Source organism: Pseudomonas sp. 05N431, from assembly GCF_056397005.1.
Map to the genome: position 1 here is coordinate 272,210 of NZ_JBFTMN010000004.1, position 19,139 is coordinate 291,348.

A 19,139-nucleotide genomic window follows, 5' to 3' on the forward strand; every position below is an offset into this window, starting at 1 on the left:
CGGCCCGAGCCCTGAGACGAGTGAATTAGAACGAGTAGCGACGCATACCGCCATCCACCAGCAATACGGTGCCGGTGATGTAGCTTGCGCGAGGGGAAGCAAGGAAGGTCACGGCGTTAGCCACATCTTCAGGCTGGCCAAAGTCACGCAGTGCAATCTCACGGTCGGCGAATTTTTTACGTTCTTCGCCCGGATACAGACGGCGGATCTGAGCCGTATCGATCAGCCCAGGCTGTACACAGTTCACAGTGATACTGTGTCGGCCAAGCTGTTCAGAAAGACCTTTTGACCATACGACGATACCGGCTTTAGCCACCATTGCCGCGTTGACGACTTCAGGCTCAAGATTGCCGGAGAGGCTGATGATTGCTCCGGACTTACGCTGTAGAAAGTTTGGCAACAGTTTTTGGGTCAGCTGACGATGACGGTCAAAGTTCAGCGTCATGCCTTCGATCCATTGTTCTTCAGGAGCATCGATGTCCATCGGACGGCTGCCGCCCGCGTTGTTGACCAGGATGTCGATGTGACCCATAGCGGCCAGAGCCGCACTTGCAATTCTTTCCGGGCCGTCAGCCGCGACAAAATCCTGAGCGAAGGTGATCGGTGCTATACCACCCGCTTCGGTGATTTCGCCTACCAAACTGGCCAGCAGCTCTTCGTTTCGCGCAGTAGCAAATACCTTCACACCTTCAGCCGCCAGGCTTTTAACAATGGCTCGTCCGAGCCCTTGGCTAGCACCGGTTACCAAAGCAGTCTTTCCAGCAAGTTGCATATCCATGACGAGTCCTCGAATAGACAGATTGAAAAATACGGTGGAGACGAACTGAGTGTTCGCCCTGATTCGAGGAGCAATTTAGACCTTGCTGAATGTGGGATAAACGGCCTGATTAGAACTTGACTGGTACTGTGTCGTTACCAATCGCTTTCACTTAAGACCTGCCTCCGAGAACAGTTCCATCAACCACTCCATGAACACACGAACTTTTGGTGAAAGGTGACGACGGTCGGTCAGGAGCATTGATACAGGCTTTGCGACTGTACGCAGTTGCGGGAGGACTTCAATCAGTTCTCCCGAGTCGATATGCCTCTGTAGCGAGGGCCGCAATCCTTGAAGCAATCCGAGCCCGGCCAGGCCGCAAGAGAGAAAAGCTTCGGAGTCGTCGACCACGATCCCGCTTTGGACTTTGACGGAAATGACGCCATCTCCATCCTGAAATTTCCACGGCATGATCTTGCGTCGATGCTCAATGAGGAAATTGACTGCCAGGTGGTTATCCAGATCATCCAGGGATCCTGGCGTACCGAATCGCTCAAGATAAGACGGCGCGGCACAGGTCACCATAGGCACCAACCCGATACGGCGCGCTATCAAACTCGAGTCGTCCAGCTCGCCCAGGCGGACGGCGCAATCTATGCCTTCAGCAATGAGATCAATGTGATGATCAGTCGATCCCAGCGTCAGTTCGACTTGTGGGTAGCGGTCTCGAAATCCGGGAAGCGCAGGAATGATGATCGCTTTTGCCAATACGACAGGAACGTCCACCCGTAGCTTGCCTCGCGGTGGGCGTGTGGGCGAAAACCAGTCGAAGGTATCTGCAAGATCGCCCAATAATTGCTTACACCGGTTGTAAAACTCCTCACCCTCTGGAGTGACGTTGACCCGTCGAGTAGTTCTATGAAGCAGCTGGACGTTCAACTCACTCTCAAGATTCTGGATAGCCTTCGAGAGTGCAGGGCGATGCAACTGGAGAGCTTCCGCTGCGCGCGTATAGCTACGCTGCTCAACAACAGCAACGAATATCTCCATCGCCTCGATCATATTCATCTGGAAGCCTCAAAACCGCAGTCCTCAGCGGGGATCTGCCGATCGCTGCAAGTGTAATCGAGTGCGAAATATTGCACGTTCATTCACCTACGGGTTAACGCAGGGCACTACAGAACGTCCGGATGGCCTCGCAAGCCTGACGCAGTGAAGCGTCATCCAGAGCATAGGCAATACGAATGTAGGGTCCAAGGCCGAACGCGCTACCGTGCACAACGGCCACATCCGCTTCATCAAGCAGTGCATGAGCGACATCTTCATCGGTGCGCAGAACTCGCCCGGCTGGGGACGTTCGGCCAATCAGTCCGGCGCAGGAGGCGAATGCATAGAACGCACCTGCTGGAGCCGCGCATTCGAGTTCTGGAATGTCGTTTAGCAGCGTCACCATCAAGTCTCGGCGGCGCTGGAACACGACACGGCTTTCGTGGATGAAATCCTTCGGTCCCTCCAGTGCAGCGAGTGCCGCCTGCTGCGAGATCGAGCTGGCGCCAGAGGTTTGTTGCCCTTGGAGCTTTTCCATAGCCTCCAACAGCCAGCGTGGCCCGGTGGCAAAACCGATGCGCCAGCCGGTCATGGCATAAGCCTTGGATACACCGTTCATGGTCAGGGTGCGCGGTGCCAGTCGCGGTTCGACTTGAGCCAGGGTCAGGAACGCTTGATCGTCGAAGATCAGGTGTTCATAGATGTCATCGGCCAGAATCAGCACTTGGGGGTGGGCTAACAACACATCGGCCAGGGCTTGCAATTCAACCTGGCCGTATACCGCGCCCGTCGGGTTGGACGGCGAATTGAGGATCAGCCAGCGGGTCTGCGGGGTGATCGCCGCGGCTAACGCGGCGGGCGTCAGCTTGAAACCGGTATCGGCATCGCAGGTAACAATCCGGGTTTCACCGCCGCACAGTTGCACCATCTCCGGGTAGCTGACCCAATACGGCGCCGGCACGATAACTTGGTCACCTTCGTTGAGGGTTGCGGCCAGGGCGTTATAGATCACCTGCTTGCCACCGTTGCAAACCAGGGTGTCTTGCCAGCTCACATCCAGGCCGTTCTCGCGGCGGAACTTGGCGGCCACCGCTTCACGCAGTGACCGCACACCGGCGACCTGGGTGTATCGGGTGTGGCCGTGCTCAATGGCGTGAATGGCCGCCTCACGTACATGTTTTGGGGTATCGAAATCAGGCTCGCCTGCGCACAGTGAAATGATCCTCACACCTTGCGCCCGGCGTTCTGCCACCCGATCCATGATTCGATAGGTCGCGGAGGGCTGTGCACTGGCCAGACGTTGGTTCAGCCGCTGGATATCGGCGCTCATGCGCGGGTTCTCCACTCAGTCAGGCTCATCAGCTCCAGGGTCGTGCGACCTTCGGACAGCGCTTGCATCATCTGTGCTTCCTTGCTCGCGCGCGCCTCGCCTTCAGCCAGTGTACGTGCCGCATCCGCCTTGGGAATGATGATCACACCGTCATCGTCAGCCACGACCAAATCGCCCTGAGTCACGAAAGCCCCGTTGAAATTGAACGGCTGGCCCACCGATGGCGCACTGGCCTTGACGGTACCTTTTACCGAAATTCCTCGGGCAAATACCGGGAACTGGCGTTTCTTCATGGCGGCGATATCGCGTACGCCGCCGTCGATGACCAGGCCAACGACGCCGGCGGCTTCCGCCGCGACGGTTAGCACCTCGCCCCAGTAACCGGCGATGAAGCCACCTGTGCCCACAACCAGCACGCTGCCGCGAGGAACTCGTTCCATCGCCAAGTGCAAGGCAAGGTTGTCACCCGGTGAGCATTCCAGAGGGTAGGCCGGGGCGGCGATAAAAGCGCCGTCCCAGATCGGACGGATGGCACTGTCAACAGCACACGGCAGATGGGATGCCTCATATAGTGTCGAGCTGCCAAGCACTTTTGCCCGTTCTTGGAAATTCAGAGGCAGGGGGAGGGGAAGCGTGGACTGGCTCATCAGACTTTTCTCTGCAGGCTGTGGTAACCCAGGGTTGCCCGGGCTTCTTTAAGGGTTTTGCCTTGGGCGATCAAGGCGCGAATGTTGGCTTCGACCGATTCGATCTGGCGGGCACATGCCGCCACCTCAGCTGCGCGAGCGCGAGGGACGATCACTACCCCATTGGCGTCGGCGACCACGATGTCGCGGGCACAGACTCGGACCGTGCCGATAGATACCGGCTGGTTGACCGACTGAACCTGCACGCGATCTTTGCCGGTGCGCATGAAGCGGCCTTTGCTGAAAATCGGATAGCCATCGCCCAGCGCTTTGTTGACATCACGGCACACACCGTCGATGACCGTCGCCGCGATCTGTCGAGTACCGGCGTACTGAGTCATGATGTCGCCCCATACGGTGCAGTCGGTGCGGCCGCCGTTGTCGATGACCACCACATCGCCGGGTGCCACGTCTTCGATGAAATCGCCAACGGTGCCGGGAGGTACGCTGGCCGAGACGTACTGCACAGTGAAGGCCGGCCCGACGATGACCTTGCGATAATTGTCCAGTGACGCTACGCCAAGGCATTGGCCGGGCAACCCGAGTTTGTCCAGCGCATCGGACACACCAGGGGTGTCCAGGCCTTCAAATAAGGCGACCAGTTCTTTGTCTTCAAGCTTCATCGGGCGTGCTCCACGTGGATCGCTTCAAACTGAGAGTCATGCATTACCTCGGCTACCGAGCGGCCGCTGCGAACAGCCGCCACCATGCCGTCCTGGCGGTGGGCGATCCGCTCGCCAAGGTCGAGCACCTTTTGGATTTCGGCCTGGGGCACGAACACCGTCCCGCAGGTGTCAGCGATCACAAAGTCATCCTCGCAGACATCGACGCCGGCCACTTTGATTGTCACGGCCGCATCGATTTGAACCACCCGATTACGCGCACTGATCATGGTCACGCCACGGCCGTAGACGGGGTAGCCAATAGACTCGCTGCCGTCGATATCGCGACTGAATCCGTCGATTACCGTGCCACGTATGTGCTTGCCGGCCGCTGCGTTGGCGAGGATGTCGCCCCAGCAGGAAATGCCTTCGATACCACCGGCGATCACCAGCACACGGTCGTCGCTGTCGATCTGTTCAACCACGGGGGTAATCAGGTGCACAGTGGGGGTGTTGTCGGATTTGGGAGCCAGCAGCACGGTGCTGGCGCGGCCAACGATCTTTGGGCAGTTCCACAATGGGCGCAGCCCCACGGTGGCACCGGGCAGACCAAGGAAGTCGAGTGCGTCGGAGACCGTGTTGGTGTCCAGCGCCTCCAAGCGATCCAGCAAACTCTTATTAGTCATGGGGGAACCCCTGTGGTGACGGAGGCGCCCAGTTTCGGCGAGACAATTTGATAGGTATATTACTAATCACAGAACTATTAGATACGTTAAACCTATGGATTATCCATGATCAATTTTCGTCTGATTCGTCATCTTTGGTTGTTCCTGGCAGTTGCCGAAGAACAGAATTTCGGCCGCGCGGCGAAGCGTTTGGGAATGTCCCAGCCACCGCTGAGCGAGCAGATTCAGGTGCTGGAGCAGGCGCTCAAAGTCAAGCTGTTCGACCGTTCGCGGCGCGGGGCGAAACTGACCCCTGTGGGAGCGGCGATCCTGCCGGCGGTGCGCAAGTTCGCCGACCAATTGGAGCGCCTGGAGCTCGCCGTAGAGGAGGCGGTAGCGGGGCAGTCGGGGATACTGACCATTGGCGCGATTTCCACGGCCATGTTTGATGTGTTGCCGGGGTTGATCGAGCAACTGAAGAACGGTTACCCGCATCTCACCGTGTCCGTACGGGAAATCGACAGTGTCGAAGCAGTCCCGGCGCTGGAAGCCGGCGACATCGACCTGGCCTTTGCCCGACTGGACGGTGACCTCGGGACTTCGATCAAATCACTACCGCTGACCGAGGATCGCCTCGTGGTGGCCTTGCCTATCGATCATCCATTGGCTTCGCGCACGCGAATCAGTCTGTCCAGCCTGTCCAACGAACCCTTGGTGATGTTTTCCCGAAAGGTCAGTCCGGTCTACTTCGACAACTTGATCGCGACCTGCCGGGCCAGTGGCTTTTCCCCTCGCGTGCTGCATGAAGTGCGCTCTGTCGCCTCGCAAATCGCCTTTGTCAGCTGTGGCCAAGGCATCGCGCTGGTACCGGCCTCACTGAGAAAACTGGCACCCGATAATGTTGTGTTGCGACCACTTAGCCAGAAGCTCAATGTCGTGACCACTGCGGTAGCCTGGAATACGGGCCGGCCCAACCCGTTGGTGGAGGAAGTGGTTGCCCTGTTTCAGGCTAAGGTCTGATTTGACTGCCGTGATTCTTTTAGGCTGATAGGTTCAGAGTATGAAAGCATTACCGAATTAGGAATTTACAGACGTCTCGATCTCCTTGAAATTGGCAGCCTTGCTGCTGGCTAACCTGTCTTGGTGGTAGCCTTTTCGTTCAAGGAGTCATTAACGTGTCATCACGAGAAACGTTCACTCGTACTCAGCTCTCTCTGTCGGTTGAGGGTGTCCAACTGAACATCTCAGCCATTCACCGTGATGGCGCCCTCGCGCCTATTGTGTTTCTGCATGGTTTTGGCTCGACCAAAGAAGACTATGCCGACATCGTGCAGCAGGATGCGTTCGCCGGGCACCCCTTCGTCGCCTATGACGCACCGGGTTGCGGTGAAAGCAAGTGCAGCGATCTGTCCAAAGTTTCCATTCCCTTTCTGCGGCAGACGGCATTGCAGGTGTTGGAGCATTTTGGCTTCGAGCGCTTCCATCTGGTAGGCCACTCCATGGGCGGATTGACTGCGCTGATGCTGGCCCATCAGTTCCCGGACAGAGTACTCAGCTTCGTTGATATCGAGGGCAATATTGCCCCGGAAGATTGCTTTCTTAGCCGTCAGATCGTCGACTATCCGGCCGAAGATCCCGAGGCGTTTTTCTCCGCATTCATCGAGCGTACTCGGCATGCTCCGGCTTATGCTAGTGCGCTCTATTCCGCGAGCTTGAGGCACAAGGTGCGTGCCGGTGCGGTGCGCGGAATTTTCCAGTCGATGGTCGATCTTTCCGATAATGCCGATCTGATGGAAAAATTCCTCGGATTAAAATGCCCCCGTATGTTCATGTACGGCGAGAAGAATGCGTCACTGTCCTATCTGTCGCATATACAGGCTGAAGGCGTGCGGCTAGCGCAAATTCCGGCCTGTGGACACTTCCCCATGTACTCCAATCCGATTGCGATGTGGCAACAGATCGCTGACTTTCAAAAAAAGCAGCCCAAGGTCAACGTCAACGGCATGGATTGACTTTAGGCTGTGCCAGCCCCCGCCTACAAAGAAGAAAATAGCCAGGCTTTGAACCCATAAATTCTATATAGCCTGAAGCTAGCTACTTATTCAATAAAGCAAGTACAAGTGAATTTTATATTGCGTTTTAATCTAATCAGATTGCTCAACTGATTGGAGGTTCGTACTTGAAAACCACAGCATTGTTGTCCTTAGGCCTGGTGTTAGCCGCCAGTTGCTCTGCGGCTTTTGCAGGGGCCATCCAGGATAGCGTGACGAAAAAAGGTTTCAAGAATCAGTGGTGACTCTCCCCGTTTAATCACTTTTTTACAGGAACCACTATGTCCGATCCAAAGCCTCTGCTGTTTGCACTATACGAACAGGCCAGCGTCGGTTGCGGCGGTGCGCCAAGTTTATGGACACACCCGGCTGACGAACGACTGACCATCAACTCTCTTGGTTACTGGTCGAACCTGGCACGCATTGCCGACCAGGCTCATCTCGATATGCTGTTTTTCGGTGATGTGCTGGGCTTCTACGATGTGTTTGGCGGTAATGCCGACGCGGCCATGAAGTGGGCGGTGGAAGCCCCGGCCAACGATCCGTTGATGATCATCCCGGCATTGGCTGCGGTGACGGAAAACCTGGCCTTCGGCGTCACTGTCTCCACCAGTTACGAACATCCTTTCACCCATGCTCGGCGCTTTAGTACGCTGGATCACCTGACCAGTGGCCGAGTTGGGTGGAACATCGTCACCTCCTACCTGACCAGTGCCGCTCGCAACTTCGGCCTGGAGCAGATGATCAAGCACGATGATCGTTATGAGCGCGCCGAGGAGTTTCTCGATGTTGTTTACAAACTCTGGGAAGGTAGCTGGGCAAACGATGCTGTGGTTGCCGACAAGTCTCGCCAGATCTATGCCAAGGGCGATCGCGTGCGACCAATCAACCATGTTGGTGAGCACTACCGGGTGGCCGGGCCGCATTTGACTTCTCCATCACCACAACGCACACCGCTGCTGATCCAGGCCGGTTGGTCAGGTCGTGGTCGTGAGTTTGCGGCCAAGCACGCGGAACTGATTTTCATCGCCAAGTCCAACCCGCTGGAGATTCGCCACGGATTGGAAGATATATGGAAACAGGCCAGGGTTCGGGGGCGTCACGCTGAGGATGTAAAATCACTGACGGTACTTCGGATCGTCACGGCCAAAACGGAGATAGAAGCCCAACGCAAATATGATGAACTGCAAAGCAACTACCACCTGCAGGCTCAACTGGTGAGTTATGCCGGCGATACCGGTATCGATATCAGCCGCTATGCGGACGGTGACGCGTTGTCGACTCACACCGAAGGCATGACCTCCTATGTGATGCGTCCCGATGGCAGTGGCAAGCCCTTGACCGCCGGCGATGTCAAACAGCGCTTTGCCAACGTCACCCGGGGCAGTGACCTGATTCTGGTGGGAACACCGCAACAAGTGGCCGATCGGATAGAGGAGCACGCCCGTATTTCCGGCACCAGCGGCTATATGCTCAACCCGCTGATTAGCCCATGCAGCCTCGAAGACTTCGTTGAGTTGGTCATTCCTGAACTACAAAAACGTGGCTTATATCGTACCCAGCCACAGAGCGGTACTTTCCGTTCGCGGTTACGGGCCGATGGCGCTAACCATTTGCCGGATTCCGCTTATGGAGCCTCGTTCCGTTTTGATAAAGATCTGTAGGGTAAAAGTGCCTATCCCGTTGAGTCGGCACAAGAGGAGGCGGCTCAACTCGCCATGCGTACATGGTCGGCGAGAGTTGGCCCCGGCGTGCACGGATAGCTGCTTGTCATGAAGGGCGGCTTTCGATGGCAGTCACTCCGGCGTCATCATCACTGCGAGCGTCATGCTGATGAATTCTTCATTCTTGTCGATGCCGTCCTAGGCGCCGCGGACATTATCGGCACCTCGGCCGCACCTCGCTGCTCAACCCACTTTTCGCGCTCACGCGGGCTTCACTTTCTCCTCTATCCGCCGCACTGCCTCCGCATCAGCGCGGAGAAGCTTGAGTTTCAGCTCTTCAAAGTCTTCGCTGCTCACCCAATCAATTCGCCATAGCATGTACAGCATGCCTTGAGCCTTGTACAACGCTTCCAGGCGCTCGGCATGATTGTCAGTTCGGCGTATGTCATCTGTCGCTTCCTCCAGGTCATCCAGGGCCTGCGCTTTGTTCTTGCCATAGCTCATGATGGGACTCCTGATATGTTGTATTACTCACCGCCTTGGTCACGATAATACGGTCGCGTCCCGGATTATTCTGGCCACACAACCTCTTGTTCATAATCATAGCGTCGTAGTGGGCAGCCGGCAGGCCTATGACGGGAACTCGCATCCAGCCATTAAAAAAAGCACCCCTAACTCCCGGATATCATGATTTTTCACAAGCATGAGCCTTCCATATAGTCCTCCCAAGCCCACTTGGAACACGGTTGTGTTTCCCTTGATGCGAGACAATTTTATGGAAAATAACAAACGCACCGTCCAGGCTTCAGAGGTTGGGATGGGGACTCGAGTCGTATGGGGAGGAGAGCAAGTTCAACATCCCTACAATGCGACCCAGACACCCATCGTGGTCAGTGCAGCCTATGGCTATGACGATATCGATAAGTGGTATGACGTGGCATTGGGAAAGGAGCCCGGCTTCATTTACAGCCGGATGAGCAATCCCACGGTCTCTGTCCTGGAAGATAAACTCTGCGAGCTCGAAAACGCAGAGTCGGCTGTAGCTTTCAGTACCGGGATGGCCGCAATCAGCGGTGTGCTGCACACCTTCCTGTCCTATGGGCAGCGTGTGATATCTACACGTGACAGCTACGGTGGTACGAACAAAATTTTTGAGGAGTTTCTTCCACGCATGGGTGTGGAGGTAACCCTTTGCGATACGCTCGACACTGTGGCGCTTGAGCAGGAGATCGCTAAAGGCTGCAGCGTCCTGTACCTGGAAACACCCACGAACCCAACGCTGAAAATCGTCGATATTCGGCGCCTTGTGGCAGCGGCGAAGCGAGTGGGCGCTTTGGTTGTTGCGGACAATACATTCGCGACGCCTCTGAATCAGAATCCGCTCGCTTTAGGCGTTGATGTGGTTGTGCACAGCGCGACCAAATTTCTGTCCGGTCATGGTGATGTACTCGGCGGTGTGGTTTGCGGTGCCGAGCATTTGATGTCTCAAGTTCGCCATTACCGCGAAATCAATGGTGCCTCGCTGGATCCTTTTTCGGCGTATCTGATCATCCGAGGCATCAAGACACTGGCTCTGCGTCTTCGCCAGCAACAGGCGAGCGCGAAGCTTCTGGCCGAGTATCTCTGTACCGAGCCGCTGGTCGAGTCTGTGAACTATCCGGGGTTGCCTCAACATCCAGGTCATGACATCGCTCGTTCGCAAATGAACGGATTCGGAGCCATCGTCAGTTTCGTGCTGAAAGGGGGCATGGACACCGTGACTCGTTTGCTGCCGCTGCTCAGATATGCGCATCGGGCGGGTAATTTGGGCGCCGTCGAGACCATCTATGGGCCGGCTCGGACGACCAGCCACGTGGAAAATACCTTGGAAGAACGTCAAGCACTTGGAATCTCCGAAGGTTTGGTTCGAGTGTCCGTAGGTATTGAAGATTCAGCAGACTTATTGGCTGATCTAAAACAAGCTTTCGCTTTAGTACGAAGTAAACACGGTGATGCAAGCCTTCACGCTGACAGTGCCCAACGCTTCATTGAGGTCGGAGCCTGAGTACGGGCAGGACTTTCGATATTCATCTTAAGCCCTTCATGAAGAATGAAAATAATAAAATCCAGCGACAACTAAATTGTACTGCCCAACAGCCAGTTACAAGGACGCTTGTCCGCACATTTCATGAGAATAAAACTATGTCTACGCATATCGAAGATAATCAGCCCGATCCAAACTCGCTTTTCAAAAAGGAAATGCAAACACGCCACATCGTGATGTTGGCACTGGGCGGAGTGATCGGTACGGGGTTATTCCTTACTTCCGGTTACACGGTTAATCAGGCAGGGCCACTCGGCGCAGTGATCGCCTACATCATCGGTGCAGTGATGGTGTATTTAGTCATGGTCTGTCTCGGTGAGCTGGCTGTACAGATGCCAGAAACCGGATCTTTCAGTAGCTACGCGACGCGATACCTGGGCCCAGGCACAGGCTATACAGTGGCCTGGCTTTACTGGCTCACTTGGGCGGTAGCTATCGGTTCAGAGTTTACAGCTGCGGGCATACTGATGGTTCGGTGGTTTCCTGATACACCGGTCTGGATTTGGAGCGCGCTGTTTGCCATTGCAGTTTTCTCAAGCAATGTTGTCTCTGTTCGGTTGTTTGCGGAGACTGAATTTTGGCTGTCGCTGATTAAGGTTCTGACCGTTATCACGTTCATTGTGATCGGCGGAGCAGCAATTTTCGGTCTTTTGCAAGTACATAATTTGCAGGGGGCGGGACTTTCCAACTTCACACGTGAGGGGCTTTTCCCCACCGGGCTCTTACCCATTGCAATGACTCTCCTGGCTGTTTCCTTCGCATTTTCCGGAACTGAGCTGATCGGGATTGCGGCAGGTGAAGCGCAAGATCCACAAACCAGCGTGCCCAAGGCAATCCGCACGACAGTGGTACGTTTGGCGCTGTTCTTCGTGGGGACAATTTTCGTTCTTGCGACGTTACTGCCACGAGAGCAGGCGGGGCTCGTAGAAAGTCCGTTTGTCATGGTGTTTGAGCTGATTGGCATCCCGTACTCTGCCGACATTATGAACTTCGTCATTCTCACGGCACTGATTTCCGCCGCTAACTCGGGGCTGTATGCCGCATCGCGCATGCTGTGGACATTGAGCGATCAAGGACATATGCCTAAGCGCTACGCCAGGCTCTCCAGTCGGGGTACACCGGTGAACGCCATCGTTCTTAGTATGGCGGGTGCAGTGGCTTCCCTGCTCAGCAGTGTGTTTGCCCCTGATACGGTTTACTTGGCCTTGGTGTCCATCTCCGGTCTGGCGGTCGTAGTCGTGTGGATGAGCATTGCTGCAAGCCAGATCGCGTTCCGTCGTCAATATGTCGCTAATGGTGGACGAGTTGAAGACCTGCATTTCCGTGTACGAGGCTATCCATGGGTACCTATCGGCGCACTGTTGTGTTGTCTGCTGGCCTGTGTGGGTATCGCTTTTGATCCGGAGCAGCGAGTGGCGCTTTACTTCGGGCTCCCCTTTATCGGGTGGTGTTATTTCGTTTACTGGATCACTCGAAACAAGAGAGCGGAGCGGTTGGCTTTAGCCACAGGTGCTCATTCCTCTGGCACCGCGTGAATTTCTCAGGCAATGATTGAGCATAGATAAAGTCCTGATGAGGTTGCGCCGATGAGTCAAAAGTCACTACCACCCTTGAATTGGTTGAGGGCATTCGAAGTATCGGCGCGTTGTTTAAACTTTACCCACGCGGCGGAAGAACTCCATTTGACTCAAGGGGCTGTGAGTCAGCAGATCCGTCAGTTAGAGAGTCACCTCGGGGTGGCACTGTTCAAGCGCTTACCCCGAGGGCTTGGCTTGACCGAGGAAGGGCAGTCGTACCTGCCTGTCGTACAAGACGCGATCAGTCGCCTGGCAGTCGGCACGAACGAGATTTTCGGCCAGCACAATCGAAGACATTTGAAGGTGCGCGGCAGCCTTTCCTTTCTTCACTATTGGTTGGCCCCCCGACTCGCAGATTTTTGTCGGGAGTATCCCCAGATTGATATTCGATATATCAGCAATATTTGGGTGAAAGAACCGGATGGCGAGGATGACCTGGAGATTCGCTGGGGATGCGGTGAGTGGTCGGGCTTGCACGCCCAGCGATTGACGTGGGACATCCTTCAGCCTGTTTGTTCCCCAAAGCTCATGGCCAGCTCACCCATACATGAACCTCGCGACTTGATGAACCATTCACTGCTTCATGTGTTGGGGTACGAAGAAGGTTGGGGTTACTGGTTGAAGCGAGTTGGAGCAGACGACGTCGACTACTCCCGTGGCCTTCAGTTTGACACGCTGATCTCCACGATCCGCATGGCCGAATTGGGGCAGGGCGTTGCGCTAGCACGGTCTTCCGTGGTCGAGGATCTGCTTAAGAGTGGGCAATTGGTTGCGCCATTCAATCACCGAATCGAGGCAAGCGAATCCTTTTATCTGGTGCACGAACAGAATGAAGTGCTATCGCCTGATGCCGCACATTTTTCTACCTGGCTGGTGGCTCAAGCTCATCGCCTTTTGTAAAACTGATTTGGAGTTGTCATGCATTATGTAAGCACTCGCGGCGGCGACATGCGTGCTGATTTTCGCAGTGTGGTTCTGTCGGGGCTCGCCGAAAACGGTGGTCTTTATGTCCCAGCCAGTTTGCCTGTCTTCACCGAGAAACAGATTGCTAGCTGGTCGTGGCTGCCGTTTGATGAGTTGGTTTGGCGAGTGGTTTCGCCTTTTGTTGGCTCTTCCATAGACGAAAGCACCCTGCGCGCCTTGCTCAGTGACAGCTATCAACAATTCAAGCACCGCGCTATTACGCCGCTTGAGCAGATCGGGCATAACGAGTGGATACTCCAGCTGTTTCATGGCCCGACCGGTTCTTCCAAGGATTTCGCCGCGCAATTGCAGTCGCGCCTGGTCAAGCATTTTCTGGAGGAGGTCGGTAAAGAAGCATTGGTCGTCGGTGCAACTAACGGTGATACCGGCGTCGCGGCGCTTGAAGCCTTTGCTGACTGCCCGGCCGCCCGCATGGCGATACTGTATCCGCGCGACGGACTTGCGCCTGAGCAACTCAGTGCCTTGCAGGCAGCCGACCCGCAGCGGGTTCAGCTGTTTCCGGTTGACGGTAATTTCGATGATTGCCAGACGCTGGTCTCCCGACTCTTGCGTGAGTGGCCGTTGGACGGAGTGTTGCCGGTCTGTTTCAACTCGACCAATTGGATCGGCGTCCTGGCCCAGATCGTTTTTTACTTTCACGCGGCCTTGCAACTGGGCGGTGGTTCTCGTCCCGTTGGCTTTAGTGTTCCAGCTGCCAGCTCGGCCGAGATCTACGCCGGTTACATTGCGCAGAAAATGGGACTACCCATCAATCAGGTGATCATTTCCACCAACAGCAATGACGCCCTGCACCAGTTTTTTCATTGCAATCGCTACTCCACCCGGATGACTAATCGAACAGTGTCGCCGGCGATGGACTTCTCGTTGTTTTCCAACCTGGAGCGGTTTATCTGGGAGATTTACGAGCACGATAGCGGCTCAACAAAAGCGCTGATGGAGCATTTTGAAAGTTGCGGAGAAATGAGCATCGGCAACCAGCAATGGCTGCGTGCCCGAGTACTCTTCGATTCCTATGCGGTAGACGAATCTCAGGTACGCGATGAAGTGGTCGAGCTGTTCCGAGAGACAGGCTCGGCCATCGATCCTCACACCGCTGTCGGTGTACTGGCCGGCAGGCTTCATCGACGCAGCCTAGGCGCGCCAATGGTCACCTTCGGGCAAATTGCGCCGGCCAAGTCAGCGGCGCTGCTGGCCGAATTGGGCGTCTGGCAAGCAAGCGTTCCGAGCATGGTCGAGGTGCGCGTGCAACCACCGTACCTGACCAAGGGCGATCTGGACGGTCTGTGCCAGGCTCTTCGTCTGGCACAGCAGAGGCCTGCATGAAGCGCATTCTGGATCCGTTGGACGAACGCATACTGGCCGAACTTACCGCCAATGGGCGAATAGCCCATATCGAATTGGGTGCCAAGATCAACCTGTCGCGCAATGCGGTGCGCCAGCGCATCGAGCGTCTTGAGCGCGACGGTGCGATCCAGGGCTATACGGTACTGCTCGGTGAGTCGCGGCGGCCTGCGTCGCTTATCAGCGCGGTGATCTTTGTCTACCGCTACGACCGCATGCGTGGCGAAGAAGTGCTGACTGCGCTGCGCTCCATTCCTGAAGTCGTGCAATGTGAAGTACTCAGTGGTGAGTTCGATTTAATGCTGCGTGTGAATGCCGCCACACCTGAACGTGTCCATCTCGTGTGGAAAGAAATCGCGGCCATGCCTGGGGTGGAAAACACCGTGACATCGTTCGTCCTTTCTGCGGTGTTTTGACAACCATCGTGCTTGGGCAAAACGCCCAACTAATACAGCACTCTGCCATATTCAACTGCCAAAGCCCGGCTCTTAGGATGTTCCTATCGAACAACATCAATACAGGAACAGCGTTTATGACTGAGTACAAAATTGCCTTGGTAGGGTTTGGTGGCGTGAACCGTGGCTTTGCTCAATTGGTCGCCGATCGTAATGCCGAGTGGAAAGAAGCCCTGGGCTTCACTATCAAAATTGTCGGTGTCACCGACCTGTTCCTCGGCTCCATCGTTGCTAAAGACGGTCTGGATGCAAAGCAGCTGGTTGCGCTGCCGATTGAGAAAGGCGCACTCGCTCAACTGCCTGGCGGCAATGCTGAGGCCTTCAACGAAACCGTGATCAAACATTCCGGTGCAGACATCATCGCTGAGGCGACTTTCACCAATCCGGTGGATGGCGAGCCTGCAACTACCTTTTGCCGCTGGGCCTTGGAAAGTGGCATTCATGTAGTGACCACCAATAAGGGGCCTATTGCGCTGCACGGTGCCGAGCTCAAAGCGTTGGCCCGTCGCAACCAGGTTGCTTTCGAATACGAGGGGGCGGTGATGAGTGGCACCCCGGTGATTCGTCTGGCCAAGCAGGCCTTGGCGGGTGCCAACGTGCAAGGCTTCGAAGGCATCCTGAACGGCACTTCCAACTACGTGCTCACCCGGATGAAAGACGGCCTGGCGTTCAACGATGCCGTCGTACAAGCGCAACAGCTCGGATACGCCGAGGCAGATCCAACCGCCGATGTGGAAGGGTTTGACGTACGCCTCAAGGTGGTGATCCTGGCCAACGAACTGCTCAATGCACGACTGAATGTCAGCGATGTAGCGTGCTCGGGTATCAGCACTATCAGCGCGGAAGATATTGCCCAGGCAAGTGCCAATGGCGCGAGCTGGAAACTGATCGGCTCGGCCAATCGTGAAGCGGATGGCTCGGTTCGAGCGAGTGTGGAAGCTCGGTTACTGTCGAACTCACATCCGCTTGCCGGAATCAGCGGTGCTACGAATGCAGTGTCATTCAATACCGAACTGCTGGGAGCTGTCACAGTGTCCGGGCCAGGGGCGGGGCGTATCGAGACGGCCTTCGCATTGCTGTCGGACATCGTCGCCATCCACACCGCCCACGGCAAATAACAGGAGATAGTCATGAGCGTATCCAGCATGGCCAGTATCCAGCTTGTTGAAGCCAAACAGATTGATGTGTTCAGCCCATTCGATGGTCGCTTGGTAGGGAGCGTCCCTTGCCTCGATGCAGCCGCCGTTCCTGGCTTGCTGGAGCGCGCGCGAATCGGCGTGCGCGAGAGTGCGGCAATGCCTCGTCACCTGCGTGCGCGCATTCTTGAGGAGGCGGCCCGGCGTGTAGAGCTTGAAGCTGAAGTGTTTGCCAAACTCATTGTTGCAGAGGCGGGGAAGACGCTGCGACAAGCAGAGAAGGAAGTGAAACGTTGTGTGAACACGCTGAAGCTATCGGCGCAAGAGGCTCTTCGTAACGCCGGGGAAGTGATTCCATTTGGGGCTTATGAAGGATCGGAGTCGCGTCAAGGTTGGTTCACGCGGGAACCGTTGGGGCTTATCGTCGCGATCACTCCCTACAACGATCCACTGAATTTGGTCGCTCATAAACTCGGCCCGGCAATCGCTGGTGGCAACGCCGTGATTTTGAAACCCTCGGAACTCGCGCCGTTGTCTGCACTCAAGCTCGTTGAGTGCTTGGTGAACGCGGGTCTTCCGCCCTCTGTGATTACCCCGGCTACTGGTGGCGTCGACTTGGGTAAAGCATTGGTGGAGGTTCGCGAAGTTCGGATGATTTCCTTTACGGGTGGTTTTGCCACGGGTGAGGCCATTGCTCGTAGTGCAGGGTTGAAGAAGCTGGCAATGGATCTGGGAGGAAATGCCCCGGTTCTTGTGCTTGAAGATTGTGATATCGAACCGACCGTGGAGTCCTGTGTGTCGGGTGCCTTTTGGGCAGCAGGGCAGAATTGCATCGGCACTCAACGCATCCTTATACATAGTTCAATTTATGAGGACTTCCGTGAGCGTTTTGTCAGCCAAACGCGCGCCTTGGTAGTGGGTGATCCTGACCAGCGGGCAACGGATGTAGGCCCGATGATTACGGAACAGGCGGCCCGTCGTACCGAACAATTGGTCAATGAAGCACTGGCCGAGGGGGCCGTTCTTCTGTGTGGGCACCATCGCCAAGGGGGAAGCTATGCGCCGACCGTGCTTGAGCATGTGAGGCATAGCAGTACGATTTGGATGCAGGAAGTCTTCGCGCCGGTGGTTATCCTGGAGCCTTTTGATCATCTGGAAGACGCTATTGCTCTGGCCAACGCAACAGAGTACAGCTTGCATGCAGGTCTTTTTACACGTGATATTTCCAAAGCATTGAAACTGGCGCGTCAGATTGAAGCGGGTGGCGTGATGATCAATGATTCTTCAGATTATCGTTTCGATGCCATGCCTTTCGGTGGTTTCAAGTACGGAAGTTTGGGACGCGAAGGTGTTCGATTTGCGTATGAGGACATGACGCAGCCTAAAGTCGTTTGCATCAGCGAGGTGGATTAAACCTGCGAAGTAAATTCGTCATCGACTCACATCGGGTGGAGGCTTTTTTCTGATTTTGGGATGTCGGGGCCGCGGTCCGACGAAGAAACCGCGGCGGCCGATCACTCAGGCGGCGGGGAGCAGGCCTTTCTGTTTGGCGACATGAGTCGCCATTGCGTCCATCAAGTCCGGGGACAGGCAGTCATAGGGCTCCAGGCCGATCGAGCGCAGGCGTTCACGGATGGCCTTCATTTGCGCTGGCGGTGTGCCGGTTTCGATGATGGAGGACACGAACGCTGCGAAGCTCGGCGCAGCCCATCCGCTCTGGGGAGAGAGCTCGGTGTGGACGAAGTCCAGACCATAAAACGCATGGTCCTTGTTCTCGATGCGCCCGAAGAGATGGGCGTGGCACTGCTTGCAGGCGTGCCGCTGGATGGTGGCGGTTTCGTCGACAATTGACAGTTTTTCACCGTGGGCAGTGACGCTGACCTTATCCCGAGGTACTACGGCAATCACGGCGAATATCGCGTTTTGCGGTTTCCAGCATTTGCTGCAGCCACACGCATGGTTATGCAGGGTTTGTGCGTCGATCTTGATCTCGACCTTGTCGGTCGCACACAGGCATTGCAGGGTGCCACCTGTGAAATTTGCGGCGGCGGGTTGGATACCATTGTCCAGTGCAGGGTGAAGTTTCAAGGTGCTCACGTTGGCTTCTCCGTTTCGTTAACCCGCGATCTTTATTGCAAGCTCAGCGACGTGTTTACCCTGGAAACGCGCAATATCCAGTTCATTTTGTGATGGTTGCCGTTTACCGTCAGCGCCTGCCAGGGTAGTCGCGCCATAGGGCGTACCGCCGGTGATCTCGCTCATGTTGGTCAGCCCTGCGCAGGTGTAAGGCACACCCACGATGACCATCCCCTGATGCAGAAGTGTGCTGTGAAACGACGTAATAGTGGTTTCCTGGCCACCGTGCTGGGTGCCGGTCGATGCAAAGACACTGCCGATTTTTCCGACCAGCGCGCCGCTCATCCACAGTCCGCCGGTCTGATCGAGAAATGTGCGCATCTGCCCCGCCATATTGCCGAAGCGCGTCGGTGTACCAAAGATGATGGCATCGTAATTGCCCAGCTCGTCAGGCGTCGCCACCGGTGCCTTCTGGTCAAGTTTGACGCCGATGGCTGCTGCCTGTTCGGCCGGGATGGTTTCAGCGACACGCTTGAGCGTCACGTCGGCGCCGGGTACAGATCGTGCGCCTTCGGCTACTGCGCCAGCCATCGTTTCGAGGTGACCGTACATTGAGTAATAGAGAACCAGTACCTTCGCCATGATTTTTCTCCTGGATTAAGCGCCATTCGATGGATTAGGAAGA

General features: G+C 55.9%; 19 protein-coding genes. 10 read left to right on the forward strand and 9 right to left on the reverse strand.

Annotation, left to right across the window (positions count from 1 at the left end):
• Positions 1–25: 25 nt before the first annotated feature.
• The 6 genes from AC1DIG_RS08900 to AC1DIG_RS08925 all read right to left on the reverse strand — a co-directional run bounded on the left by AC1DIG_RS08900 (position 26) and on the right by AC1DIG_RS08925 (position 5,108).
• Positions 26–778 carry an SDR family NAD(P)-dependent oxidoreductase gene (locus tag AC1DIG_RS08900; protein WP_477766998.1) on the reverse strand — a complete coding sequence of 251 codons (753 nt, stop codon included), beginning with the start codon at positions 776–778 and terminating at the stop codon, positions 26–28.
• 147 nt (positions 779–925) lie between these two features.
• Entirely contained in the window at positions 926–1,825 is a 900-nt protein-coding gene (locus AC1DIG_RS08905) for a LysR family transcriptional regulator (RefSeq protein WP_477766999.1), read from the reverse strand.
• A 94-nt stretch (positions 1,826–1,919) separates the two neighbouring features.
• The gene (locus AC1DIG_RS08910) at positions 1,920–3,134 is read right to left on the reverse strand and encodes a pyridoxal phosphate-dependent aminotransferase (RefSeq protein WP_477767000.1); all 1,215 of its coding nucleotides are present in this window, start codon (positions 3,132–3,134) and stop codon (positions 1,920–1,922) included.
• Entirely contained in the window at positions 3,131–3,781 is a 651-nt protein-coding gene (locus AC1DIG_RS08915; protein ID WP_477767001.1) for an RraA family protein, read from the reverse strand. Before AC1DIG_RS08915 ends, AC1DIG_RS08910 begins: the two co-directional genes overlap by 4 nt.
• Positions 3,781–4,443 (reverse strand): RraA family protein, encoded by a 663-nt coding sequence (locus tag AC1DIG_RS08920; RefSeq protein WP_477767002.1) that lies wholly within the window; start codon positions 4,441–4,443, stop codon positions 3,781–3,783. Before AC1DIG_RS08920 ends, AC1DIG_RS08915 begins: the two co-directional genes overlap by 1 nt.
• Complete coding sequence (locus tag AC1DIG_RS08925) at positions 4,440–5,108, reverse strand: RraA family protein (protein ID WP_477767003.1); 669 nt, start codon at positions 5,106–5,108, stop codon at positions 4,440–4,442. Before AC1DIG_RS08925 ends, AC1DIG_RS08920 begins: the two co-directional genes overlap by 4 nt.
• Before the next feature lie 105 nt (positions 5,109–5,213).
• Between AC1DIG_RS08925 and AC1DIG_RS08930 the strand changes: the two genes are divergently transcribed.
• The 3 genes from AC1DIG_RS08930 to AC1DIG_RS08940 all read left to right on the forward strand — a co-directional run bounded on the left by AC1DIG_RS08930 (position 5,214) and on the right by AC1DIG_RS08940 (position 8,802).
• Positions 5,214–6,107: a LysR family transcriptional regulator gene (locus AC1DIG_RS08930; RefSeq protein WP_477767004.1), complete on the forward strand. Its 894-nt coding sequence runs from the start codon at positions 5,214–5,216 to the stop codon at positions 6,105–6,107.
• 155 nt (positions 6,108–6,262) lie between these two features.
• Complete coding sequence (locus AC1DIG_RS08935; protein ID WP_477767005.1) at positions 6,263–7,099, forward strand: alpha/beta fold hydrolase; 837 nt, start codon at positions 6,263–6,265, stop codon at positions 7,097–7,099.
• A 320-nt stretch (positions 7,100–7,419) separates the two neighbouring features.
• The gene (locus AC1DIG_RS08940) at positions 7,420–8,802 is read left to right on the forward strand and encodes an LLM class flavin-dependent oxidoreductase (protein ID WP_477767006.1); all 1,383 of its coding nucleotides are present in this window, start codon (positions 7,420–7,422) and stop codon (positions 8,800–8,802) included.
• Positions 8,803–9,063: 261 nt separating this feature from the next.
• Here AC1DIG_RS08940 and AC1DIG_RS08945 read toward each other — a convergent pair whose 3' ends face one another.
• Entirely contained in the window at positions 9,064–9,306 is a 243-nt protein-coding gene (locus AC1DIG_RS08945; RefSeq protein ID WP_477767007.1) for a hypothetical protein, read from the reverse strand.
• Between the two features lie 271 nt (positions 9,307–9,577).
• On the opposite strand from AC1DIG_RS08945, the gene AC1DIG_RS08950 reads away from it, so the two are divergent.
• From AC1DIG_RS08950 to AC1DIG_RS08980, 7 genes are all read left to right on the forward strand, one after another.
• Entirely contained in the window at positions 9,578–10,846 is a 1,269-nt protein-coding gene (locus tag AC1DIG_RS08950; protein ID WP_477767008.1) for a cystathionine gamma-synthase family protein, read from the forward strand.
• A gap of 137 nt (positions 10,847–10,983) precedes the next feature.
• On the forward strand, positions 10,984–12,420 hold the full coding sequence (locus AC1DIG_RS08955) for an amino acid permease (RefSeq protein WP_477767009.1): 1,437 nt from the start codon (positions 10,984–10,986) through the stop codon (positions 12,418–12,420).
• Positions 12,421–12,471: 51 nt separating this feature from the next.
• Entirely contained in the window at positions 12,472–13,362 is an 891-nt protein-coding gene (locus tag AC1DIG_RS08960) for a LysR substrate-binding domain-containing protein (RefSeq protein WP_477767010.1), read from the forward strand.
• Positions 13,363–13,380: 18 nt separating this feature from the next.
• Positions 13,381–14,769, forward strand: a complete 1,389-nt coding sequence (gene thrC / locus AC1DIG_RS08965; protein ID WP_477767011.1) for a threonine synthase — start codon at positions 13,381–13,383, stop codon at positions 14,767–14,769.
• On the forward strand, positions 14,766–15,203 hold the full coding sequence (locus AC1DIG_RS08970; RefSeq protein ID WP_427533144.1) for an Lrp/AsnC family transcriptional regulator: 438 nt from the start codon (positions 14,766–14,768) through the stop codon (positions 15,201–15,203). Before thrC ends, AC1DIG_RS08970 begins: the two co-directional genes overlap by 4 nt.
• 116 nt (positions 15,204–15,319) lie before the next feature.
• Entirely contained in the window at positions 15,320–16,360 is a 1,041-nt protein-coding gene (locus AC1DIG_RS08975; RefSeq protein WP_477767012.1) for a homoserine dehydrogenase, read from the forward strand.
• Between the two features lie 12 nt (positions 16,361–16,372).
• Positions 16,373–17,791: an aldehyde dehydrogenase family protein gene (locus AC1DIG_RS08980; RefSeq protein WP_477767013.1), complete on the forward strand. Its 1,419-nt coding sequence runs from the start codon at positions 16,373–16,375 to the stop codon at positions 17,789–17,791.
• Positions 17,792–17,896: 105 nt separating this feature from the next.
• Here the strand turns inward: AC1DIG_RS08980 and gfa are convergent, their stop codons facing one another.
• Positions 17,897–18,475, reverse strand: a complete 579-nt coding sequence (gfa, locus tag AC1DIG_RS08985) for an S-(hydroxymethyl)glutathione synthase (RefSeq protein ID WP_054597402.1) — start codon at positions 18,473–18,475, stop codon at positions 17,897–17,899.
• Between the two features lie 18 nt (positions 18,476–18,493).
• Complete coding sequence (wrbA, locus tag AC1DIG_RS08990; RefSeq protein ID WP_007938311.1) at positions 18,494–19,096, reverse strand: NAD(P)H:quinone oxidoreductase; 603 nt, start codon at positions 19,094–19,096, stop codon at positions 18,494–18,496.
• Between the last annotated feature and the right edge of the window lie 43 nt (positions 19,097–19,139).